Source organism: Embleya sp. NPDC020886 (assembly GCF_044333915.1).
GTDB lineage: Bacteria > Actinomycetota > Actinomycetes > Streptomycetales > Streptomycetaceae > Embleya.
Map to the genome: position 1 here is coordinate 1,126,554 of NZ_JBIRRX010000001.1, position 23,333 is coordinate 1,149,886.

Annotated in this window: 19 protein-coding genes; 6 read left to right on the forward strand and 13 right to left on the reverse strand. The window is 72.5% G+C overall.

What is annotated here, in order from left to right; genetic code table 11:
- Window positions 1-67: 67 nt before the first annotated feature.
- Window positions 68-1,726: an amidohydrolase gene (locus tag ACH4U8_RS04670; RefSeq protein ID WP_395775815.1), complete on the reverse strand. Its 1,659-nt coding sequence runs from the start codon at window positions 1,724-1,726 to the stop codon at window positions 68-70.
- Between the two features lie 319 nt (window positions 1,727-2,045).
- On the opposite strand from ACH4U8_RS04670, the gene ACH4U8_RS04675 reads away from it, so the two are divergent.
- The 3 genes from ACH4U8_RS04675 to recQ all read left to right on the forward strand — a co-directional run bounded on the left by ACH4U8_RS04675 (window position 2,046) and on the right by recQ (window position 7,262).
- Entirely contained in the window at window positions 2,046-3,092 is a 1,047-nt protein-coding gene (locus ACH4U8_RS04675; RefSeq protein ID WP_395775816.1) for a LacI family DNA-binding transcriptional regulator, read from the forward strand.
- A gap of 351 nt (window positions 3,093-3,443) precedes the next feature.
- Complete coding sequence (locus ACH4U8_RS04680) at window positions 3,444-4,958, forward strand: aldehyde dehydrogenase (NADP(+)) (protein ID WP_395775817.1); 1,515 nt, start codon at window positions 3,444-3,446, stop codon at window positions 4,956-4,958.
- A 222-nt stretch (window positions 4,959-5,180) separates the two neighbouring features.
- Entirely contained in the window at window positions 5,181-7,262 is a 2,082-nt protein-coding gene (recQ, locus tag ACH4U8_RS04685; protein ID WP_395775818.1) for a DNA helicase RecQ, read from the forward strand.
- Window positions 7,263-7,592: 330 nt separating this feature from the next.
- Here recQ and ACH4U8_RS04690 read toward each other — a convergent pair whose 3' ends face one another.
- The 3 genes from ACH4U8_RS04690 to ACH4U8_RS04700 form a co-directional block, all read right to left on the reverse strand.
- The gene (locus ACH4U8_RS04690) at window positions 7,593-8,123 is read right to left on the reverse strand and encodes a hypothetical protein (RefSeq protein WP_360319454.1); all 531 of its coding nucleotides are present in this window, start codon (window positions 8,121-8,123) and stop codon (window positions 7,593-7,595) included.
- Window positions 8,124-8,237: 114 nt separating this feature from the next.
- The gene (locus tag ACH4U8_RS04695; protein ID WP_395775819.1) at window positions 8,238-8,990 is read right to left on the reverse strand and encodes an anti-sigma factor domain-containing protein; all 753 of its coding nucleotides are present in this window, start codon (window positions 8,988-8,990) and stop codon (window positions 8,238-8,240) included.
- Complete coding sequence (locus ACH4U8_RS04700) at window positions 8,987-9,571, reverse strand: sigma-70 family RNA polymerase sigma factor (RefSeq protein ID WP_360319450.1); 585 nt, start codon at window positions 9,569-9,571, stop codon at window positions 8,987-8,989. The genes ACH4U8_RS04695 and ACH4U8_RS04700 overlap by 4 nt, the downstream gene beginning before the upstream one ends.
- 382 nt (window positions 9,572-9,953) lie before the next feature.
- Between ACH4U8_RS04700 and ACH4U8_RS04705 the strand changes: the two genes are divergently transcribed.
- Together ACH4U8_RS04705 and ACH4U8_RS04710 are read left to right on the forward strand one after the other, a co-directional pair.
- Window positions 9,954-11,492: a molybdopterin-dependent oxidoreductase gene (locus ACH4U8_RS04705; RefSeq protein ID WP_395775820.1), complete on the forward strand. Its 1,539-nt coding sequence runs from the start codon at window positions 9,954-9,956 to the stop codon at window positions 11,490-11,492.
- An 81-nt stretch (window positions 11,493-11,573) separates the two neighbouring features.
- Window positions 11,574-12,245, forward strand: a complete 672-nt coding sequence (locus ACH4U8_RS04710; RefSeq protein WP_360319446.1) for a fasciclin domain-containing protein — start codon at window positions 11,574-11,576, stop codon at window positions 12,243-12,245.
- A 242-nt stretch (window positions 12,246-12,487) separates the two neighbouring features.
- Here ACH4U8_RS04710 and ACH4U8_RS04715 read toward each other — a convergent pair whose 3' ends face one another.
- Together ACH4U8_RS04715 and ACH4U8_RS04720 are read right to left on the reverse strand one after the other, a co-directional pair.
- Window positions 12,488-13,186, reverse strand: a complete 699-nt coding sequence (locus ACH4U8_RS04715) for a hypothetical protein (protein ID WP_360319444.1) — start codon at window positions 13,184-13,186, stop codon at window positions 12,488-12,490.
- A gap of 103 nt (window positions 13,187-13,289) precedes the next feature.
- Window positions 13,290-13,934 (reverse strand): Crp/Fnr family transcriptional regulator, encoded by a 645-nt coding sequence (locus ACH4U8_RS04720; RefSeq protein ID WP_360319442.1) that lies wholly within the window; start codon window positions 13,932-13,934, stop codon window positions 13,290-13,292.
- 203 nt (window positions 13,935-14,137) lie between these two features.
- On the opposite strand from ACH4U8_RS04720, the gene ACH4U8_RS04725 reads away from it, so the two are divergent.
- Entirely contained in the window at window positions 14,138-14,776 is a 639-nt protein-coding gene (locus ACH4U8_RS04725) for a transcriptional regulator (protein WP_360319440.1), read from the forward strand.
- Window positions 14,777-14,851: 75 nt separating this feature from the next.
- On the opposite strand, the gene ACH4U8_RS04730 is transcribed toward ACH4U8_RS04725, so the two are convergent.
- The 7 genes from ACH4U8_RS04730 to ACH4U8_RS04760 all read right to left on the reverse strand — a co-directional run bounded on the left by ACH4U8_RS04730 (window position 14,852) and on the right by ACH4U8_RS04760 (window position 23,255).
- Window positions 14,852-16,105 carry a CapA family protein gene (locus ACH4U8_RS04730; protein WP_395775821.1) on the reverse strand — a complete coding sequence of 418 codons (1,254 nt, stop codon included), beginning with the start codon at window positions 16,103-16,105 and terminating at the stop codon, window positions 14,852-14,854.
- A gap of 237 nt (window positions 16,106-16,342) precedes the next feature.
- On the reverse strand, window positions 16,343-17,173 hold the full coding sequence (locus ACH4U8_RS04735; protein ID WP_360319436.1) for a hypothetical protein: 831 nt from the start codon (window positions 17,171-17,173) through the stop codon (window positions 16,343-16,345).
- A gap of 101 nt (window positions 17,174-17,274) precedes the next feature.
- Window positions 17,275-17,832, reverse strand: a complete 558-nt coding sequence (locus ACH4U8_RS04740; protein ID WP_360319434.1) for a putative glycolipid-binding domain-containing protein — start codon at window positions 17,830-17,832, stop codon at window positions 17,275-17,277.
- Between the two features lie 142 nt (window positions 17,833-17,974).
- Window positions 17,975-19,732 (reverse strand): hypothetical protein, encoded by a 1,758-nt coding sequence (locus ACH4U8_RS04745; protein ID WP_395775822.1) that lies wholly within the window; start codon window positions 19,730-19,732, stop codon window positions 17,975-17,977.
- A gap of 55 nt (window positions 19,733-19,787) precedes the next feature.
- Window positions 19,788-21,560, reverse strand: coding sequence for a hypothetical protein (locus tag ACH4U8_RS04750; protein WP_395775823.1), 1,773 nt, complete (start codon window positions 21,558-21,560; stop codon window positions 19,788-19,790).
- Between the two features lie 111 nt (window positions 21,561-21,671).
- Window positions 21,672-22,934 carry a formamidase gene (gene fmdA / locus ACH4U8_RS04755; RefSeq protein ID WP_360319428.1) on the reverse strand — a complete coding sequence of 421 codons (1,263 nt, stop codon included), beginning with the start codon at window positions 22,932-22,934 and terminating at the stop codon, window positions 21,672-21,674.
- Window positions 22,935-22,979: 45 nt separating this feature from the next.
- Window positions 22,980-23,255: a zinc ribbon domain-containing protein gene (locus ACH4U8_RS04760; RefSeq protein WP_360319426.1), complete on the reverse strand. Its 276-nt coding sequence runs from the start codon at window positions 23,253-23,255 to the stop codon at window positions 22,980-22,982.
- Window positions 23,256-23,333 lie beyond the last annotated feature (78 nt).

A 23,333-nucleotide genomic window follows, 5' to 3' on the forward strand; every position in this document is an offset into this window, starting at 1 on the left:
CGTCGGCTTCTCCGTGGGCGGCGCCCACCCCACGGTTCGGGGGGTGGTGTGTCCAGTGGGGGGTGTCCTACAGGGCCTTCGCCGTGTATACGGCTGTGCCTTCCACATAGGTGCCCAGGACTTCCGCGTTGGCGATCTCCGCCGCCGGGCCCGCGTAGGGGTCGCGGTCGAGGACTACCAGGTCGGCGAGCTTGCCGACTTCGATCGTGCCCGTGTCGTGGTCGCGGTGGTTCACGTACGCCGTGCCCACCGTGTAGGCGGCCAGGGCCGCCGTGAGGTCGAGGCGCTGCTCGGGGAGGAAGACGGTGTCGGAGGGGTCCGCGAAGGAGGGCAGGACGCGGTTGACCGCCGTGTGGATGCCCCACATCGGGTCGGGGGCGCTGACCGGCCAGTCGCTGCCCGCCGCGAGCGTGGCGCCGGAGCGGAGCAGGTCGCCGAACGGGTATTGCCAGGCCGCGCGTTCGTCGCCCAGGAACGGGATGGTGAGTTCGTCCATCTGGGCCTCGTGGGCGGCCCACAGGGGTTGCAGGTTGGCGGTCACGCCCAGCGCGGCGAAGCGCGGGATGTCGTCGGGGTGGACCACCTGGAGGTGCGCGATGTGGTGCCGGTGGTCGCTGCGGCCGTTGGCCGCGAGGGCTTGGGCGAAGCCGTTCAGTGCCTCGCGGGCCGCCCGGTCGCCGACCGCGTGCACGTGTACCTGGAAGCCGTGCGCGTCCAGCAGCGTGACGTGCTCGCGCAGCGCGACCGGGTCGACGAAGCTCAGGCCGCTGTTGCCGGTGTGGCAGCCGCAGCCGTCGAAGTAGGGCTCGTTCAGGGCCGCGGTGAAGTTCTCCGCGACGCCGTCCTGCATGATCTTGACGCTGGTCGCCGTGAAGCGCCCGACCGACGAGGACGCGCGCAGGTCGAGCAGGCGCTCCAACTGCTCCGCGCCTTGCCCACGTTCCCACCACAGCGCGCCCACGACCCGGGCCGTCAGTTGCCCCGAACGGGCCGCCGTGAGGTAGCTGTCCAGCGGGTCCAGGCCCATGTGGGCCGAGCCGACCATCGCGTCCTGCCAGGACGTCACGCCGACCGAGTGCATGCGTGCCTGGCCGGCGAGCAGCGCGCGCAGGCCGTCCGCCGCGTCCAGGCCCGGTACCAGGTCGCCGACCAGGGCGGCGGCGCCCTCGTGCAGGGTGCCCTGCGGGGTGCCGTCGGCCTCGCGTTCGATCCGCCCGTCGGCCGGGTCGGGGGTGTCCCGGGTGACGCCGGCGAGTTCGAGCGCACGCGTGTTGACCCAGGCGCCGTGGCCGTCCGCGTTGATCAGGAACACCGGGCGGTCCGGCACGATCGCGTCGAGTTGTAGCCGGCTGGGCGTACCGCCCGCGAACGCGTCCATGTTCCAGCCGCCGCCGCTGATCCACGCCTCTTCGGGCCGGTCGGTGGCGTACGCGCGGATCAGCGCGAAGGTCGCCTCGGCGTCCCGCGCGTCGGAGAGGTCGCAGCGGATCAGCGTGGTGCCCGCGAGGGCGGGGTGCACGTGCGAGTCCTGGAAGCCGGGCAACAACGCCCGTCCGGCCAGGTCGATCACGTCGGTGCGGGGGCCGATCAGGTCGCGCACGTCCGGGTCGTGGCCGACGACCACGATCCGCCCGTCGCGCACGGCCACCGCCGTGGCCCGACGACGAGCGGCGTCGATCGTGTGGACCGGTCCACCTCGGAATACGACATCGGCAGGGGTGGGCATGGGGGCTCCTTGCGCAGACGACGGCGGTAGCGGACGGCGGGACGAAAGGGAAACGACGGGCGAACCCGCGACGCTCGGGGCGGGGGGCGGAACAGCCGACCCGGGACGACCGGCAGCGGGGCAGCGAGCGCCCGACCCCGGGCAGCGGGCAGGAGGCGCCCGACCCCGGGCGGCAAACCCCGGACCCTGCGCCCAAGCTGTCTGGAGTATCGACGCGGGAACGTTCCCGCACAAGCGCGTGCGGGAACGGTTTTCCGAAGGTCCTGGCTCCGCACATCGCGCGTGACTCGGGGCTTGTCAGCCGGCAGCATGTCGTGACATGACCACCTCCCCCCGCAGTGGCGGCCGGCGGCCCGCGCCCGTGCCTCGGGTCCGACTCGTCGACGTGGCCCGAGAGGCGGGGCTGTCCAAGACCACCGTCTCGGCCGCCCTGAACGGCACCGGCCGGCTGTCCGACGCGGTCCGGCTGCATGCCCAGGAGACCGCGCGCCGACTCGGCTACCGGCCGAACGCGACCGCACGGCTGCTGCGGGCGGGGCACGCCCGGCTGATCGGGTACGCGGTGCGCGAGTACGTGGAGACGCCGTGGTCGTACATCGAGTCGCCCTACTTCGCCCAACTCACCAGCGCCACCGCCCAGGCCGCGCTCGCCCACGGGTACGCGCTGGTCCTGTTGCCCACCCACTCGGCCCGGGACGAGTGGGCGGACCTGCCGCTGGACGCGGCGGTGGTTGCCGACCCGCTCGCGGAGGACCCGTTGGTCGAGGACTTCCTGGCCGCCCGCATCCCGGTCGTCTCCGACCGGCGGCTGGAGGGCATGACCGGCGGGCACTGGGTGGACATCGACCACGAAGCCGCCGTACGCGGTGTGCTCGACCACCTGGCCGCGGGCGGCGCGCGGCGGATCGGCGTGGTGGCCGCGCACTCCAGCTCGCTGTTCTACGAGGAAAGCTTGACGACCTATCACACCTGGTGTCGGGAACGGGAGTTCGCGCCGCTCGTGGGGATGACCGAGCGTCCCGGCAACCAGGCCGCCCGCGCCGTTATCGACCACATGTTGGGGCAACCCGAGCGCCCGGACGGGCTCTTCGTACTCACCGAGGCGAGCCCGCCGCTGATCCTGGAGACCGTGCGCGCACACGGCCTGAGGGTCCCGGAGGACCTGCTGATCGTCTGCGTCAGCGACGACGCGACGGCCGCGCAGACCGAGCCGCCGATCACCACCCTGAGCCTGAACCCGGCCGAAATCGCGACCGTGGGCGTCGAGTTGCTGATCCGGGCGCTGGAGTCCGGCGACCCCACCCCCACCGGCCGGATCGTCCCGACCAACCTGGAGATCCGCGCCAGTTCACGACGCGGCGACTGACCCGACGAACTCGGGGCCGAGTCGAGCGGTACACACCGGCGCCTTCGTACACCCGGGCCGAGCGGCACCTCCGCCATCACCGAGCGGCACCCCGCCACCGTCGGGCACCCGAGCCCAGCCGCATCTTCGAGCAGCCGCGCCGGCGCGATCCGGTGCGGGCCACCGGCGCCGACGTCCTCGGCCTGCTCCGCACCGCACCCGCCCCGGCCCGACAACTGTCGAACGGCCCGACGGATCGTGATTCGATGGCCCCGGATCACCGACCACGCCACACCGCAGCACGCCGCGCCACACCACACGCCGCCGCACCCCGCCCGACCACCCCTCGGGCCCCGACCCGGAGGAATCGCCGTGATCGAGTCGACCCCGACTCCCCCCGCCGAGCCGACCGTCGTGCAGGGGCACGATCCCCGCACCGGAGCGCCGGTCGGTGATCCCGTGGCGGGCAGTACCGGCGCCGACGTCGACCGCGTGGTCGCCGCCGCCCGGGCCGCCGCGCCGGCGTGGGCCGCACGCTCCGGTACCGAGCGGGCCCGGGTGCTGGAGGCCGTCGCCGACGCGCTCGACGCCGCACGCGCCGAGTTGGTCGCCGTCGCGGACGCGGAGACCGCGCTGGGCGAGGCCCGGCTGATCGGCGAGGTCGGCCGTACGTCCGGCCAACTGCGGATGTTCGCCGGCCTGCTCCGGGACGGCGCGCACGTGGGCGCGGTGCTCAGCCCGGCCGATCCGGCGCTCGGCCGGCCCGACGTGCGGCGGATGTTGCACCCGATCGGCGTGGTCGCGGTGTTCGCCGCGAGCAACTTCCCCTTCGCCTTCTCCGTCGCCGGCGGCGACACCGCGTCCGCGTGGGCGGCCGGGTGTCCGGTGGTGGTCAAGGTCCACGAGGCGCACCCGGCCACGTCGCTCACGGTGGCCCGCGTCGTGCGTGCCGCGCTGGCCGACGCCGGCGCTTCCCCGGATCTGCTCGGCCTGGTCGCCGGTCGCGCCGCGGGCGGCCCACTGGTCACCCACCCCGGGATCGCCGCCGTCGGCTTCACCGGCTCGCTCGCTGGCGGCCGGGCCCTGTTCGACCTCGCGGCCGGTCGCCCCGACCCGATCCCGTTCTTCGGCGAACTGGGCAGCGTGAACCCGGTCGTGGTGCTGCCCGGCGCGGCGGCCGACCGCGCCGAGGAGTTGGCCGCCGGCTACCTCGGCTCGCTCACCCTGGGCACCGGCCAGTTCTGTACCAATCCCGGGCTGCTGTTCGTCCCCGAGGACAGCAAGCTCCCGGACGCCGTCGCCACGCACGCGCGCACCGCGACCGGCGGCCCGATGTTGTCCGAACGCATCCGCGACGCGTACCGGGACGGCGTGTCGGCGCACGCCGCACGCGAGCTGGCCCGAGGCACCGCCGCCGAGGGGGCCTGGGCGGTGGCACCGGTGGTGTGGCGGGTCGACCTCGCCGAATTCGTCGCGCACGCGGCCGAGCTGACCGAGGAGACCTTCGGTCCGGCCGGCCTGATGGTCACCTACGCCGACGAGGAAGCCCTGCTCGCCGCACTCGACCGCCTCCCGGGCAACCTCACCGGCTCGGTACACACGGTCGAGGCCGACCACGCGCTCGCCGCCCGGGTCGGCGCCGCCCTGCGTCCACGCGCCGGTCGGCTGATCCACAACGGCTGGCCCACCGGCGTCGCGGTGTGCTGGGCGATGCACCACGGCGGCCCCTGGCCCGCCACCACCGCCCCCGGCCACACCTCCGTCGGCGGCACCGCGCTGGAGCGCTGGCTGGTGCCGACCGCCTACCAGGACTGGCCCGACGCACTGCTGCCCGCGGAACTGCGCGACGCCAATCCGCTGGGCGTGCCACGACGCAGCCAACCCTGAGCGGTCCCCGCCACCGAACCCGGACGGGCACCCGCCGGGGCGTGCCACGACGCCCGAGCGGCCCGCGCCACGGGCCGGGACGGCCATCCGACCAAGCGCGAGCCCCCGCGGCGCAGCGTTATGGCCGAGTCCTCAGCGGTTGTCCACAACCGTGCCGCACCCTCCGTCCACGTTGTCCACAGACCGGCCTCGGGTGTCGCCGACTGCTCTTAGACTGCTCGGATGACAGCGCTCGACGACGGTCCCCAGATCAGCGAAGCGCTGCAGGTTCTGCATCGCGTCTTCGGTTACGACTCGTTTCGCGGGAGTCAACAGGAGATCATCGACCATGTGATCGAGGGCGGCGACGCGCTCGTCCTGATGCCCACCGGCGGCGGCAAGTCGCTGTGCTACCAGATCCCCGCGCTGGTGCGAAAAGGCGTCGGAGTGGTGATCTCACCGCTGATCGCGCTCATGCAGGACCAGGTGGACGCGCTCACCGCGCTGGGTGTGCGCGCCGGGTTCCTCAACTCGACGCAGAACCCCGACGAGCGGCGCATGGTCGAGTCGGAGTTCCTGGCCGGCGAGCTGGACCTGCTCTACCTGGCGCCGGAACGGCTGAAGGTCGACGCGACCCTGCGGCTCCTCGACCGGGGCACCGTCTCGCTGTTCGCGATCGACGAGGCACACTGCGTGGCGCAGTGGGGCCACGACTTCCGGCCCGACTACCTCACCCTGTCCCAGTTGCACGAGCGCTGGCCGGACGTGCCGCGCGTCGCACTCACCGCGACGGCGACCGAGGCCACCCACACCGAGATCGCCTCCCGGCTGAACCTCCGGCAGGCCCGGCACTTCGTGGCCAGCTTCGACCGGCCCAACATCCAGTACCGGATCGTGCACAAGGACAAGCCGCAGAAGCAGTTGCTCGACCTGCTCCGCTCCGAACACGCCGGCGACGCGGGCATCGTCTACTGCCTGTCCCGGGCGTCGGTGGAGAAGACCGCCGCGTTCCTGGTCGACAACGGCATCGACGCGCTGCCGTACCACGCGGGCCTGGACTCGCGGGTGCGCGCCGCCAACCAGTCCCGCTTCCTGCGCGAGGACGGCATGGTGATGGTCGCCACCATCGCGTTCGGCATGGGCATCGACAAGCCCGACGTGCGCTTCGTCGCGCACCTGGACCTGCCCAAGTCGGTCGAGGGCTACTACCAGGAGACCGGCCGCGCCGGGCGCGACGGGCTGCCGTCCACCGCGTGGCTGGCGTACGGCCTCCAGGACGTGGTGCAGCAGCGCAAGATGATCGACGGGTCGGAGGGCGACCAGGCCCACCGCCGCCGGCTGGGCACGCACCTGGACGCGATGTTGGCGCTGTGCGAGACGGTCGAGTGTCGGCGGGTGCGTCTGCTCGCCTACTTCGGTCAGGAGAGCACCGCGTGCGGCAACTGCGACACCTGCCTGTCGCCGCCCGCCTCCTGGGACGGCACGATCGCGGCGCAGAAGGTGTTGTCGACCGTGTGGCGGCTCAAGCACGAGCGGCGCGGGCAGAAGTTCGGCGCGGGCCAGATCGTGGACATCCTGCTGGGTGCCAAGACCGCCAAGGTGATCCAGTTCGACCACGACACGCTCCGGGTCTTCGGCATCGGCACCGAGCTGGGTCGGACCGAATGGATGAGCGTGGTGCGGCAGTTGCTCGCCATGAAGCTGATCGCCGTCGAGCCCGCGTTCAACGCGCTGGTACTGACCGAGGCCAGCGAGGAGGTGCTCGGCCGGCGGCGCGAGGTGATGCTGCGCCGTGAGCCGGAGCGGCCGGCGCGTGCGGCGAAGGCCGACCGGGCGGCCAAGTCCGGCAAGGGCAAGGCCGCGCCCATCGAGCTGCCCGCGGCGGCGGCGCCGATCTTCGAGGCGTTGCGCGCGTGGCGCGCGGCGACCGCGAAGGAGCAGGGCGTGCCGGCGTACGTGATCTTCCACGACGCGACGCTGCGCGAGATCGCCACCACCGGGCCGGACACCCTGGCCGCGCTGGGCGCGATCAGCGGCATCGGCGAGAACAAGCTGGCCAAGTACGGCCAATCGATCCTGGACACGCTGGCCGGCTCGCCCCCCGGCGCCCCGGCGCCCGGCTCGACGGCCGGCTCGGCCCGGCCCGGCTCGGCACAAGCCGCCTCGGCACCGGCCGCCGAGCTCACCCGCGAGCCGGTGCCCGAGCTGATCCGCGAACCCCTGCCGGACTATCAGCCCGACTACCAGAACGACTACGAGCCCGACTTCGAGCCGGAGCCGGAGTACTACCCGGAGTTCGAACCGGACCCGGACTACCGAAGCTGACCGACCGGGCCGGGGCACACCCGCGGACCCCGGCCCGAACCCGCACCACGGAACCGACCGACCGGGCCGGGCGCACCCCCGGACCCCAGCCCGAACCCGCACCACCGAACCGACCGACCGACCGGGCCGGGCACACCCACGGAACCGCTCCGAACCCGCACCCGACAACGATCGATCAGGCCCGGGCACACCCGCAGGCACGGCGACAGACGGACCCGCACCCGTGCCCCGGCCGAGCGCCGGTCCCGAAGGACCACCAAACGCAAAAGTGGCCGGGCCCGGGGAGGCGATCCCCGGGCCCGGCCACCGGCCGGCCCATCCGACGCTCGGTCAGCCCTTGCCGCCCGAACCGCCGCCCTGCTCCGCGTCCAACTCGTCCAGCTCGGCCAGGAAGCGCTCGATCACGTCGCTGTCGGCCACCAGCGTGCCGACCGGCTCACCGAGCACCTTGCCCGCCAGGTCCGTCGCGATCAGGCCCAGCTCCGCGTGCAGCGACGCGCTCGCCAGGGCGAGGTCCGCGTCCAGCCGCTCGTGGCCGGAGGTGACCAGCTCCTCCTTGATCCGCTGGCCCTCGGCACGCGCCTCGGCCATCAGCCGGGCACCCTCCTCGGCCGCCTGCTGCCGAACCGCCGCGGCTTCCTTGCGGGTCTCGGTCATCTGCGCCCGCAGCTCGGCCAGCGCCGCCTCACTCTCCGCCTGGAGGCCGGTCGCCCGGTCGAAGCCACCTTCGAGCGCGTCGTGCCGCTCGGCGATCGTGCGGCCGATGCGCGGCAGCAACACCTTCGCGAACACCGCGAAGACCACCACGAAGGTGACGAATCCAAAGATCAGTTCGGCGATATCCGGCTTGAGAGGTCCCATGGTTCGAAATCCTCGAACACAGCCGAGCACAAATCAAGTTCCGTCACCCCCCTCGGCCACCGACCGTGAGCAGCCGGCTCCTCTGCGCGCCGTTCGGATCCGCCCGACGGACCCTCATGCCCGCCCACCCGCGAATTCGAGCAGCACGATCGGGTCCCCCGACGGCTGCGCCGAGCCGCCCGCCGGCTCCACCGTGACCCCGACCCCCGAGGCCCGATCGACCGCCGACGCCAGCAACGCGGTGCCCGGCCGAAACGTCCCGATCGAACGCATGCGGCCGTGGTCGACGTACCAGCCCTGGTACACCCGAGCGTTCGGCAAGGTGGGCAGCCCGGACGTCAACAGCACGGTGCGATCCAGCGCGCGGGAGACGACCACCCGTGCCGTACCGCCGCCGGTCACCGGTGCCGACGCCTGGACCGCGTCCGGCGCGGTGATCACCGCCTCGATCACGGCGGCACGCTCGCGTTGTGCGCCCACCGTGTGCTCGGCTCTGCGGGCGTCCCGATACTGGTCGATCGCGACCCCGCCGAGCACGCCGATCGCGGCCAGGCACGCGGCGAGCACGAACACCGTGACCCGCCGGGTCCGGCCCGGCCCCGCGCCGACGGCCGGCTGCCGGGCGGGCAGTTCGGGCGGCAACTGACGTACGGTCACGATGCCGTCGAGCACCCGGCGCCGCAGTTGTGCCGACGGCGTCTCGGCGACCGCCGAGGCCAGCCGGGCGGCGGTCTCGCGAAACTCGCGAACCTCCTGCGCGCAGGCCGGACACACCGTCAGGTGGCGTTCGAATTCCCGCCGTTCGTCCTCGTCGAGGGCGTGCACGGCGTACGCCCCCGTCATCGTGTGCAGGTCGGCGGGGGTCATGTGCCCACTCCCAGGCAGTCGCGCAGGCGGATCAGGCCGTCCCGCAGGCGGGTCTTGATCGTGCCCAACGGCACGTCCAGCAGGCCGGCCACCTCCCGATGGGTACAGCCCCGGTAGTAGGCCAGGGTCACCGACTGACGCTGCAACTCGGTCAGCGTGCGCAGACAACGCCGCACCTGCTCGCGTTCGAGTCGGGCCTCGACCTCCTCGGTCACCTCGTCGTACTCGGTGGTGTGCTCGCGGATCGCGGTGCGGTGTTCCCGATCGGTGGCCGCCTGGGCCGAGCGCACCCGGTCGACCGCACGCCGGTGGGCCATGGTCAGGATCCAGGTCATCGCGCTGCCCCGGTCCGGGCGGAAGCGGGCGGCGGTACGCCACACGTCGAGCAACACCTCCTGCGCCACCTCCTCCGACTGCGCCGGATCGCGGACCACCCGACGCGCGACGCCGAGCACCGCGCCGATCACCGCGTCGTAGACGAACGCGAACGCCTCCCGGTCGCCCTGCGCGACGCTCACCAGCCGGTCCTCCAGCGACGGCCCGCGATCCCCGGACGAGGCGATGTGCACGGCGGTCCTCACCCGTGCTCACCACGCATCCCGATGCCGCGCCCGAATCCGGGCCCGCGTCCGTCCCCGCGCCCGCGCCCGCGCCGATACCTGCACCTGCACCTGCGCCCGCATCCGCGCCCGCCTCGGCGGCGGTGTCCGTACCGATCGTCCATGTCCCACTCCCACTCGCGCCGATCCCGAGGAGGTCACCCGTGGCGGGCGCCGACACTCCGACCCAATGTTCGGCGCCGAACAGCGAACGGATTGCCGTGGACGACGAGCGATTTCCGAACGATTTCCGAGCCGCTCCCCGGAGATCGCAACGCGGCAAACCCGTTCGGGTGAACGGCCAATCCGGAGCACCGTCGGCCGCGAATGGCTCACCGTGAAGGGAAACAGCACCCGCCGATGGATGCGGGCCGGAACGGGCGCGCTGAGCGGACTGCTGTCCGCCGGCGCGGCACTGGCCGTCGCCGAACTCGGCGCCGCGTTCGTCCGGCCCGAGGCGGGGCCTCTCACCGCCGTGGGGGGAGCCGTCATCGACCGCACTCCCCCGGCGGTGAAGGACTGGGCCGTCCGGGAGTTCGGCACCGACGACAAGTTGATGCTGCAGGCCGGAATCCTGGTCCTCCTCGCGCTGATCGCCCTCGGCCTGGGCGGCCTGGCGCTGCGCTTGCGGCGCACCGCGATGGCCGGGGTGTTCGCGTTCGGCCTGCTCGGCGCGTTCGCGGCCCGGCACCGGGCCGGCGCCGGATACGTGGATGTCCTGCCGTCCCTGCTGGGCGGCGTCGCCGGGGCAGCCGCGCTGTGGTGGCTGACCAGGCCGGTGGTCGCGGTGCGCGCGCGGGATCGTGCATTCGATCGTCGGGCCTTCCTGATCGCCGCCGGCACGGTGGCCGCGGGCTCGGTGGTGGCCGGCACCGCGGGCCGCCTCATCGGCAACGGCAGGCGCGCCTCGATCGCCGCCTTCCGCAACCGGATCAGGCTGCCCGCGCCGGCCGAACCGGCCCCGCCGCTGCCGGCCGGCGTCGATCTGCGGCTGGCCGGACTGTCCTCGTTCACCACGTCGAACAGCGACTTCTACCGGGTGGACACCGCCCTCGTGGTGCCGCGCGTCGACGTCGAGAACTGGTCGTTGCGGATCCACGGCAAGGGCGTGCGCACGCCGTTGACCTTCTCCTACCACGACCTGCTGCGCCGCCCCCTGATCGAGCGCGATCTCACCCTGACCTGTGTGTCGAACGAGGTCGGCGGCCCGTATACCGGCACCGCGCGGTGGCTGGGCGTGCGCCTGGCCGATCTGCTGCGCGAGGCGGGTGTGCGGCCGCCGTCCCGGGGTGGTCCCGCCGACCAGCTCGTCTCCCGATCCACCGACGGGATGACCATCGGCACCCCGGTCGAGGTGGTCATGGACGGGCGGGACGCGCTGCTCGCGATCGGCATGAACGGCGAGCCGCTGCCGTTCGAACACGGCTATCCCGTCCGGATGGTGGTGCCGGGACTGTACGGCTACGTGTCGGCGTGCAAGTGGCTCAAGGATCTCGAACTGACCACGTTCGCCGACTACGACGCCTACTGGGTCAAGCGCACGTGGTCGCAACAGGCGCCGATCAAGACCCAGTCCCGGATCGACACCCCCAAGCCGTTCGCGCGCCTTCGGATCGGTACGCCGGTGCCGATCGCGGGCATCGCCTGGGCCCAACACCGGGGCGTGTCGGCCGTCGAGGTCGCCGTGGACGGCGGCCCGTGGCAACCGGCCCGACTGGCCGAGGTGCCCAGTACGGACACCTGGCGCCAGTGGGTGTGGGAGTGGACGCCGAGCACACCCGGCTCGCACCGGATCGAGGTCCGCGCCACGGACGCGGGCGGCGCCGTGCAGACCGACAAACGGGTCGGCACGGTGCCCGACGGCGCCACCGGCCGGCATTCGGTGGTGGTCACCGTCACCTGATCGACCCTCGATTCCGCCCTCGGGCCGGCCACATCAACCAACCCGGCACGATCCCATCCGAAAGACAGAAGGAAGCCCCTGATGATCACCGACATCCGCCTCCCCCGCGCCATCGCCACCGCGGCCGCCCTGGCCGCGCTCGCGATCCCGCTGGCCGCCTGTGGCAGCGACGACAAGGACGACTCGGCCAAGAAGAGCGCGGCCTCCGCGCCGGCCGCGCCGGCCGCCGGCGCCGGTACCCCCGGCCCCGCGGGGGGCAGCACGAGCACCGCCTCCGCACCGTTCGGCAGCGCGTGTTCGGCCGTGCCCGCCACCGGTGCGGGCAGCTTCGCCGGCATGGCCCAGGACCCGGTCGCCACGGCCGCCTCGCACAATCCGGTGTTGTCCACGCTGGTGACCGCCGTCCAGGCCGCCGGTCTGGTGGACACGCTGAACACCGCGCAGAACATCACCGTGTTCGCGCCGAGCAACGACGCGTTCGCCAAGATCCCGAAGGAGACCCTGGACAAGCTGCTGGCCGACAAGGCCGCGCTCACCAAGGTGTTGACCTACCACGTGGTGGGGCAGCGGCTCACGCCCACCGGGCTCGACGGCGGCTCGTTCGAGACGCTGGAGAAGCAGCAGCTCACCACCAAGGGCGCGGGCGGGACGTACACCGTCAACGACGCCTCGAAGGTGGTCTGCGGCAACGTGCAGACCGGCAACGCGACCGTGTACATCGTCGACACCGTGCTGATGCCGCCGACTTCCTGATCGACGGCACGCCAGACCGGTCGAGGTCCGGGACGAGACCGGACCGGACCGAGCCGAGACCGCACCCAACGGACGGTCGTGTCCCCGCGCGTGGGGACACGACCGTCCGTCGGTGTGCCGAGCGCCGCCGGACCTCTCCCTCCCAGGCCCGCCGGCGCCGGCCGCCGTGCGCCGGTCGAGACCGCCCCCATCGGTCGGCCCGTTCGACCCGGCGCACCGAGTGTGTCCTCCCACCCACCACGTCACCGAGGTTGGCGAACCTCACCGTCGAAGCTGAAGCCCCTGTCCAGCCCCCCGCGCTGGACAGCCCTCTTCCGCACCCGAGGTGGAGTCGCCACATGGTCGGTGCCCGTGGCGGGTGGACGTTGATAGCCGGGCACGTACACCCACGCGGTCTCGTCGACCTCCTTGGCCTGCACGTGCACCTCCCCGTACGCCGAGCTCTCCAGGCCGCCGCGCTCCGGGACGACCACCGCCTCGTGCCAGGACCGGGAAACGATCAGCGCGAGGCAGGCGCGTTCGGCCGCGGCCAGCACCTCACGCAGCGGGTCGGCGTTGACCAGCCGACACGCGGTGTTGATCGCGCTGCCCGACCAGCCCCGGGTGTCCTGTACGACGTCGCCGGCGTGCAGGGACACCCGCAGCCGGATCCGCGCCTCGTCGCTCGCGTGCCGATCGTGGTTGCGCAGCCCGGCGTGCAGCCGGTCGATGAACAGATCGGTCAGGTCCTCCTTGGGCACGTTCGCCGGGATCAGCAGGATCGCCCCGTCGCCGCGGTCCTCGACCACGCACGCGTTCCAGGCGATGCCCGCCGATTCGAGCGCGGAGTGCAGCAGTTCGTACAGCCGCCCGCGCACCCACTCCTGGGTCACGTCCGAACGTCGGCCGAATCGCTCGACGTCGAGCACCAGGATCGACATGTACCGCGACTTGGCTCCCACGGATTCCCCCCACCGCGCCGTGCGCTTGTGCGCCCTCGCTCCCTGCCCCTCAAGGAGTACTCCGGCGGCGGCCGGTTGTACGCGTCAGATGACACACAACGCGTTATCCGTCGGCCCATTCGCGCAAAGCCGGCGGATCGGGCACGACGATGCTGCCGCGCCGGGTCTGCACCAACCCCGATTCGTGCAGCACCCGCAGCGCGCGGACCACGGATTCCCGCGAAATGCCGATCGCGTCGCCGAGTTCCTGCTGCGTGGTTCGGATCACGCACGGCCCCTCGGCGCTGCCCAGCGTGCGGTCGGCCAGCGCCCGGGCCACCCGACGCCCGGTGGCCAGCGCGCCGTACTCGACCCGCCACCGGTCCGACTCGCGGATCCGGGACACGGTGCGGATCAACACCGCGTACACCAGCGGCGCGTTCGTGTTGAGCAACTCGCGAAAGCGGGACAGCGGCACCAGTACGGCCACCACCGGCCCCAGCGCGACCACGGTCGCGGACCGGCCGCGCCCGTCGATACAGGCCAGTTCGCCGACCAACTCGCCGGGCCCACGCACCGCGATGGTGACCGCCGAGCCGTCCGAGGTGGCCCGCTCGATCTTGACCTGTCCGTGCTCGATCAACACCACATGGCGCGGGTGGTCGCCCTCCATGAACAGCGCGTCGCCCCGGTCGTAGCCCAGCCGTCGGCCGGACTCGCGCAGGACGTCCCGAAGTTGCGGGGGCAACGCCCTGTCGTCCTCGGTCACGCCCGCTCCTCCGTCGCCCGTGCCGCCAGAGCTTAACCACGCACATCCGATCCGGCAGGCATTCCCGGATCCCGAGGATCACCCCCGAAGGCGTGGATCGCCCGGTTCCCGGGGAGAGATAGGACTCCCGCACCGGGGCGGCGGCACGGCCCCGGTGACGGCATCGACAAGCGGTATCGACCAGGCGAACGAACGGTGGCGGCATGGACGCGCGAATGCTCTACACCCAGGTGGTACAGGACCTGACCGCAGGCTCGACGAATCGGTTCGTGGACCGGGCCGAGGCCGGTCCGGTGGAGGTCGACGCGCTGCGTCGGATCGCCGGCGAGGAATACCGGATCATCCTGAGCGACCGGCGTTCGTTCGCCCTGCTCGCGTCCCGATTCCCGGAGGCGACACCGCTGTTCCTGGCGCTGGCGGGCGGCGAGAGTCAGGCTTTCCAATTGTTGATGCCGTACGCGGAGGCGATCGGCATGGGCGCCGCCGACCTGCTCGGGTACGCCCCGAACGCCGCGGCGCAGGGCTACCCGCATCACCTGGCCTGGTTGGCCCAGTACGGCTCGCGCGCCGAGGTCGCGCTCGCCCTGTTGGCCAACTTCGGTTTCTGGGGCGGGTATTGCGAGCGGTTCGCGCAGGCGCTGCGGAACCACCACGGGTTGACCGAGGACCAGGTCGCGTTCTTCACCTTCTTCGCGTCGTTGCCGCCGGGCTTCGAGGACGCGGCGCTGACCCTGTTGCAGACCGGCCTGGACGAGGGCGACGACCAGGAGGGCGCCAAGACCGCGGCCCGACTGATGCAGAGCTACGAACTGGCTTTCTGGGACGCCCTCCCGACGTCGTGACGGCGGGTCTCGGTACCGCTCCTCTTCCTCCGCCTTCTCCCTCTTCGACTGCTTCGGTTGCTCCGACTGCTTCGACTATTTCGATTCGGTGAGTCCCGCCCCCGCCGCGCCCTCGGAGAAGACCGCGTCCACCACGGTCGAGCGCGCGGTCTGCAACAGCGCCCGGGTCTCGGCGGGGGTGGTCGGGTCGGCCAGCGCCTTGTTCACGTCCAGGATCCGAAACGGCGGGCCCGGATGCGAGTACAGCGGGCGGAACTGCGCCTCGGTCACGCTCCACGTCCCGGCGGCGTCCCGGGAGAAGGTGAACAGCCCGGCCGAGCTGTAGTTCCCGCGCGGTTTGTCCGGGAAGTTGGCCAACTCGTCGCCCATGCCGTAGATCACCCAGGTGCCGTTGACCTTTTCGTACGCCTGCGGCACGTGGTTGTGCGTACCGATGATCAGGTCGACGTCCTTGACGCCGTTGTTCGCCGAGGCGGTCAACTCCTTGGCCAGCGCGCGCTGTTGGGCGTCGGGCTCGCGCTGCCACTCGGTGCCCCAGTGCACGCTGAGCAGGACCAGTTCGGCGCCGGCGGCGCGCGCGGCCCGGGCCTGGGCGATCATCCGGTCCTTGTCGATCACGTTGACCGACCACGGCTTGTCCTCGGGCAGCGGGATGCCGTTGGTGTCGTAGGTCCAGGACAGGTGCGCGACCTTGACGCCCTTGACGTCCAGGATCGTCGGCGCGGCCTCCTGCTCGGTCCGCGCGCTGCCCGCGTGCCGTACGCCCGCCGCGTCCAGCGTGTCCAGCGTGCGCCGCAGCCCGGTGAAGCCGCCGTCGAGCGTGTGGTTGGACGCCGTCGAGCAACCGTCGTATCCGGTGTCCGCGAGCGTGCGGGCGATCTGCGGGGGCGCGGCGAACATCGGGTAGCCGGTGAACGGGCCCTCGGGCGGGGCGTAGGGCGTCTCCATGTGGCAGAGCGCCAGATCGGACTTCTGCACCAGCGGCACCACGTCCGCGAAGATCTTGTGGAAGTCGTTGCCGGAGCCGCCCGCGCCGCTCGATCCGCCCGCGCCGCTCGGCCCGCCCCCCGCGTCGAGCTCGGACTGGGCGATGATCGTCGGATAGGCGAGCACGTCCCCCGTGGTGGTCAGGGTGAGGCTGGTCGGCCGACTCGCGCCTCCGGGCGCTCCGGAGCCGGGCGCGGAGGGGGTGGGCACCGAGGCCGCCGAATCCTTGTGCGGGGTGTCCCGGGTGCGGTCCGCCTCCCAGATCAGGGTGATCAGTCCGGCCAGCAGGCCGACCGCCACCAGCGCGATGGCGAAACGATATTTCTTGCGTGACGTGTCCATGGCCCCGTGTTCCCCCCGTCCCGGCGGCGCAGCCGAAGAGCCGCCGTTTGGCGGAACCCTCTCAGCCCATCCGGGCTCGCGGAACCCCGGATTCGACCGGCTCGACACCGGAGGCCGGGCGCCGCCGCCCGGGCCGGTGGGCGGTCGAGGGCACGATTCGGCGGCGCATGGCACGGGGGGAGCCATGCGCCGCCTGGCGAGGTGTGCGGTCGGCCGCACACCCGGCGAGGTGTGCGGCTAGCCGCACGCCTCCAGGTACTTGTGCAGGATCAGCTTCGCCACCGAGGTGTGCGCGCCGATCGGCTCGGCCGCCGTGCAGCCGGACTGTGCCGCGATGTCCGCGATCCGGCCGGTCTCGACATCCGGGCCGAGCACGTGCGGCGCCAGCGCGATCGAGGCCGCACCCATCTCGCGCAGCCGCTCGGCCGCCGCGAGCACCGTCTTGGGGTCACCCAGGTCGGCGGTCATCACCGGCAGCGCGAGGCGGGCGGCGAGCAGCACCCCGGTCACCTCGGCCGCGGCAACGGCCTCCGGGCCACCGTCGGTGACCAGCACGATCCCCTCGGCGGCGGTCGCGACGCTGAACAGGCGGGCCCGGTCGGCACGGGCCAGGCCGGCCTCGGAGAGCCGCTCGTGCAGCACCTCGGCCAGCAGCGGATGCGGGCCGAGCACGCCGCAGCGCAGGAACTCGCCCTCCGTGCCGGCGAGCACCGCCTCGATCCGGGCCGCGGCCTCGGCGTTCGGACCGAGCAGGAGCGGGACGACGACCGCCGACGGTGCGCCGCGCAGAACGGCGACGAGGTCGGTCTCGCCCTCCTCTATCACCACCGGCCTGATGTCCAGGCCGGGTAGATCCGCGCCGGCCAACAGCGCGACCTCGCCCACCACGGCGAGCAGGTCGGCGGTCGCGGGACCGGGCACGGCAAGAATCAACGGTTTGGCGGCCTCCGGGAGTTCATGGGAATCGGGCCGACGGTGCCGACCGCCCTGACGGGGTTGCGGCACCCTGGTGGGCAGACCTGGAGTGCGGGCGGGCAGCGGGGACGCTGCGTCCGAGGAGGAGCTCATGGGACCGAATTTTATGGAATCCGGCCAAAGCCTTCACAGCCGGACGGCAAGAGCAACAGGACTGTTACGGCCATGATCACCGGCAGTGGTCGTCGGCCGACTCAGATTCGGGTGGCCAATTGCGGATAGTCCAACACCAATCCCTCGTGATCCACGAGCAGATCGCTGCGGAAGTCGCCGGATTCGTAGCGCACCCGCGCCCCGTCGGGCTCCACCCCGAGATGCGTGTACGTCTGCCAGGACGGCTCCACCACCAACTCCGGCACGGCCACGAAGGCCATCAGAAAACGATGCCGGCCGGCCTCCTCGTGCAGGCCGTGCCGCAGGATCGGCATCGTGTTGGTGAGCGGACACAGACCCAGGTCGCAGTCGAGCGCGTCGGCGAGGTCCGGTCGCGGCACGCCGTCCGCGGTCCAGCCGTCGGCCGAGCGGCGCAGATCCAGCCGCCTGGTCTCGCCCGCGCCCTGCGCGACCACCCGCAATCGGGTGGTCACGTAGTCCTGCGTCGTCTCCAGCTCGTAGGTGAGTCGATAGGACCGAGGCGTGGTGCCCAGCGCCTCGCCGCGCGCGGAGAGCCGCGACTTCCCCAACTCGACCCAGGAGGTCTCCTGACCGCCGCTCTCGGTCACCTGCCACGTCAGTACGCGCTCATCCGTCACGTGTGCATCGGTACCCCGAATCAGACCTCCACACCAACGCTTTTCCGACCTCCGCACCGACACTTTTCCCACGTCCACGCCGATGTCGTCCCGGCCTCCACCCGCCGCCGCCCACGCCGAGGGCGTCGCCTTGTGGGCCCGCTCAGCCGGCCGCGGCGGCTGCGGTCGCGAACAGCTCGGACAACGTTCCGGCGAACGCGGGAGCCATCCGCGCGGCGATCACCCGCGCCTCCAGCCCTTCGCCCAGGTGTTCGTCGATGTATCGGGTCATCCGCGCGCGCTGCTCCGCCGCCGACTCCGGGTCGGGGGCGTACCGCTGGATCCGGTCGTAGAGCTCCAGCGCCCGTTCGGCGGGCGTGCCGTCGGCGAACACCCGCTCGACCAGCCCCGGAATCCTCGCCATTTCGGCACGCAATCGACGCACCTCGTTCGTGTGGACCTGGTCGCGCGCATGCGTCCCGTACCACCTCTCGCGCGCCGGCCACCGCCCGCGCAACGTGTCGTCGTCCTCGGTCGCCTCGGCGATCGCGGTCGGGCAGCCCGGGAACTCGGTCAAAAAGCGGGCGGTCACCCCGGGCAACGGCTCCTTGGCGTGTGCGGCCACGAGCGTGGCCCAGCCCGCCTGCGGCTGCCACGGCGCGGCGATCCGGAAGCCCTGCGGCACGCTCGGATGCGCGGACCGCGAGGCCCGCCGGGCGAGTTCGCGCTCGTACTCGGCCCGCAGTCGCACACGACCCGCGTCCCCCGCCGCGAACATCGTGCGCAGCTTGGCCGCCGACGCCTCGCGCAGCGGCAGCTCGTCGACCAGGAGCTCCGCCTGTGCCACCCCGTGCCGCTCCCACAGCGCGAGCAGCGCACCGAGCAGGATCGCCCGGTGCAGCGGCACCACGAAGGGCTCGTATTGCTTGTGCTGGTAGTTGTTGCGGAACTGCGGGCGCAGCGCCTCGATCCCACCGCGTTTCCACAGTTCGACGCACTCGGCGGCGGACGCGCCCATGTGGCGCACCCGCAGCAGCGCCGCACGCACCAGGGCGGGATCGCCGGACCACACCGCGGGGCGCCGGTAGCGGGCGTTGTTCGCGCCGAGCACCCGCTCGATCGTGGCCGGGTCGAGCGGGACCTCGGCCGCGGCGGCCATGATCCGGTTCCGCTCCCGGTCGCCGGCCCAGGAATTGGCGTAGACGACCGCGTTCAGCTCCGGATCGCCCAGGTCGATCAGCGCGTCGTATCCCTCCGGGCGCAGGTGATGCGCGGCGGCCAGGGCCCGGCGTTGCCGCGGCGTCGCGCGGCGCACCGCCTCGGTGACGACCGACGCGGGCAGCAGGGCGCCGAAGTGCACCAGGTCGAGCACGGTGGGCGGGCGCAGGTGCGGGACGAGCGCCGCGAGGTGATCCGGGTGGGTCGACAGCAGCAGTTGCCGCCACTCGCCGGCCACCGTGCGCGACGGCGTCGGGATCGCCTCGGTACCGCCCTCGCCGGCGGCGGCCGCCTCGACGAGTTCGGCCACGGTGCCCTGGCAGTCGGGCAGCAGGGTCAGCAGTCGCGACCAGGCTCGCGGATCGGCACCGAGCCGCGCACCCAGCAGCGCGCTCACCTCGGTCATCGGGAGCAGGTAGGAGATGCCGTTGCTCGCGCCGCAATGCCGCAGGAAACGCAGGACGGCGACGGCGGGGCCGGCCTCGGCGAGAAGTTCGTCGAGCATCCGGAGGTTTCGGGTCCGCGCCGCGATCTTGATCAGCTCGGCGCCGGTGCCGTATCGGATCGCCGAGGTGATCAGCGGGGCCGGGAGGCCGGCTGCCTCACCCAGGTGCGGCGCGTAGGAGCCGCGTACCCGGGCGAACACCTCGCCGTTGGCGTTGTCCAGCGCGGCGAGCAGCGCGAACGCGGAGCCGTAGTGCATGTCGGGAAGCCCTCTCGGGAGGCGGGCCCGCTCGGGGCCGGCGGTGGAAAAAAGGTCAGCCGCGCGCGGCGGCAGCGGCGGTTTCGACGAGTTCGGCCAGGCTGCCCTCGAACTCGGGGAGCAGGCGCAGCGCGACCACGGCGAACGCGACACGGTCCGCCGGGGGGACGTGCCGGTCGATCGACTCGGCGAAATCGTCGTGGAGTCGGTGGGCCGCACGGGCGTCGGGGGCGATCGTGTCGCGGAGGGCGAGCAGTTCGGCGGCCGCGGCCGCGCGCGTTCGGGTCGGCAACTCGCCGATCGGTGTCCGGCCGGCCGCGAAGTCGGCCGCGAGATCCGCCTCGGTCGTGTGCAGGGCGAGATTGCGTCTGCGGGTCGGGTCCGACCACACCACGGGAACGGGCCACCGCCCGCGCCGAGTCACTCCCGGCGTGGGCGGGACGGATCCCGCTTCGCGCTGCAACTCGGCCGGACAGCCGTCCTGTTCGATCAGCATCGCCAACGCCCGGTCGGTGAACGGCGTGCGCCGGTGCGCCGGGGCGACCTGCGCCCAGTCCACGATGCTCGTCTCCAGCATCGGCCAGGCGAAGCCGGGCACGTAACCGCGCAGGCGGCGGATCAGCACCCGGCTGCCCGTCGAGCGGGCCACCCGCTCCCGCAGCGCGGCGATCCCGGTGGGCGAGGACACCAGTTCGCGGCACAACTCGGCCAATCGTGGGTCCAGGGACAGTTCGTTCACCAGGTCGAGGGCGGCCGCGGCGCCGGCGCGCTCGTACAGGCGCATCAGCGCGATCAGCAACAGCGAGCGATAGCGCGGCGCCCGGTAAGGCTGCGGTTCGGCGCCGTTCGTGGGCCGCATCAGGTGCCGGGTGTGCGGGCGCAACCCCTCGATGCCCTTGGCCTGCCAGATCGCCAGGCACTCGGGCAGGGTGATCGTCATCGCGTCGCGCTTGAGCAGCGCGGCCCGCACCAGGACCGGGTCGCCCGACCACAGGGCGGGTCGGCGGATCGTGATCGCCCAGTCGTTGCACACCCGTTCCACCAGACTCGGGTGCAGCGGCGTGGTGGAGGCCATGATCCGGGCTCGGATCGCTTGCCCGCTACGGGGGTTGAGGTAGATCGCCGCGTTCGTCGCGGGATCCCCCAGGGCGAGCAGAGCACCGGCCACCTCGGGCCGGCTCCGTCGGGCGCGGGCCAGTACCAGGCGCTGCGCGGGGGTGGCCCGGGCGATCACGTCCGCGAGCACCGCCGGCGGCACCCGGGCACCGAACCGGAGCAGGTCGCGCACGGTGTGCGCGGGCAGCGCGGGGAGCAACTCGGCCAGTGACGCCGGCGCCGCGAGCAGGAGCAAGTGGCGTACGTCCGAACGCAGGTCGGCGCGAACGCGCAGGCCGGGGGTCTCCGCATCGGCGCCCGCCGCCTCGATCGCCGCGCCGAGCGGCCCCTCGAAGGTCGGCAACAACGCGAACAACCGGCCCCAGGCGGCGGCCGAACCACCGAGGTGTCGGTCGAGCAACTCGCCGATGCCACGCGTTGCTTCGGTGTACGCGCGCGGGTTTCTCGGGCCGAGTGCGCGCAGTGTCCGCAACGTCGGGAGGGCGGGGCCGCCGTACAACTCGGCGAGCGCACCGCGCGGCACCCCCAGGTTGCCCGCGATCGCGAACAGCGCGGCGTCGTCGGCCAGGTGCAGTGCGGTGCGCACCACGGCGGGCGGCATCACCTCGGTGTCGCGCAGTGCCGCCGGCATCTCCTCCCGGATCCGTGCGAAGATCGTTCCGTCGGCATCGTTCATCTCGGCCAGCAGCGCGATCATGGCGGTCTTCGACACTCGTGCACCCTCCGTGGCGTCCTCACCAGGAAGCTACGGGGTCAGGCCGACAACCACTCGGCCGAGGTGCACCCACGCACGCCTGGCGCGTGGGCGCACCGCCGGGTCGGCTCAGCCGCTCGTCGTCGCACACTGCCCGCGGTCGGCGAAGGCCGGTCCCGAGGCCGACGGGCGGATGTCGAAGTCGAAGATCTCGGTCGGTACGTACAGCGTCGCGCACGCGTTGGGGATGTCCACCACGCCGGAGAACCGCCCCTCGATCGGCGCCGCCCCCAGGATCAGGTACGCCTGCTCGGGCGTGTAGCCGAACCTGGTCAGGTAGGTGATCGCGTTCAGGCACGCCCGCCGGTAGGCCAGGGTCGAGTCCAGGTAGCGCTGTTCGCCGTCCTCGGTGACCGAGAATCCGGTGAAGGTCAGGTATTCCGAGTACTGGGGCGCGGACCGTCCCGGCATGAAGATCGGGTTCGTGGTGACGCCGTACGTCTCCATCCCGCCCTTGAGGACGTCCACCCGCAGGTCGATGAACCCGCCCATCTCGATCGCGCCGCAGAAGGTGATCTCGCCGTCGCCCTGGCAGAAGTGCAGGTCTCCCACCGAGAGTTTGGCGCCGTCGACGAACACCGGGTAGAAGATCCGCGAACCGGCGGTCAGGTTCTTGATGTCCTGGTTGCCGCCGTTCTCGCGCGGCGGCGCGGTCCGCGCGGCCTCGCGGGCGGCGGCTGCGGCCTGGGCGGCGTCCATCGAGCCCAGCAGGGCCGCGATCGGCTCGGGCGGCAAGGCCAGCGGCGGCACCCGGTTCGGGTCGGTCGCGCGCAACGCGCCCTCGCGGGCGTTCCACTCGGCGAGCAGGCGCGCGGAGGGCGCGGTGCCCATCAGGCCGGGGTGGATCATGCCGGTCAGCTCGACGCCGGGGATGTGTCGGGAGGTGGCCCGCTGTCCGTGGAAGTCCCACACCGCCTTGTACGCGCCCGGGAAGTGGTCGGTGAGGAAGCCGCCGCCGTTCTCCTTCGCGAACAGGCCGGTGTAGCCCCAGCCTTGGCCGGCCACCGGGCCGGTCACCGAGAAGGTGTCGTCCTGCGGACAGGCGCCGACGTCGAGGATGTCCACGATCAGCAGATCGCCCGGCCGGGCCCCCTCCACCCCGATCGGCCCGCTGAGCTGATGCACCATCGTCAGGTCCGCGTCGCGTACGTCGTCGGCGCTGTCGTTGTTGCCGATCGTGCCGTCGAACCACTCGCGGCATTCGATCCGGAACTCGGCCCCGGGCTTGACCACCGTCACCGGTGGTACGTCCGGGTGCCAACGGTTGTGGCCGAGCGCCTTCTGCTCCCGGAACGGGCGGGACTGGTCGACACCGAACACGACCTCGGGCATGTGACTCCTCGAAGAATCGGAGGTACGGCGGCCGTTGACGATGCGTCAGGGCCGGGGCAGACGCGCGTGCCGGGGGTCGCCCGGCCCGCGTACACCCGATCCGGGCGGCGGGCCCGAGGTCACGGCGGGGGCGTGCGCCGAGCGCTCCTCGGCGGCGGCGGTACGCATGCCGACGCCGTTGTCGCGGAGTCGAGGTGCGGTCCACACGCGTCGGCCGGGCGCCGCGCAGTCGGGACAACACTCGTCCGTGCGGGCCTCGCCGAGCGGGCGGACCAGCTCGAAGTCGCCGCAGTCGGCACATCGGTAGACGTAGGTCGCCACGACCGCTCCCTCGCTTGATCACCGGGTGTGCCTGGAAGCACAACACAGCACCGGGCAAAACAAAACGGCCGACACGCG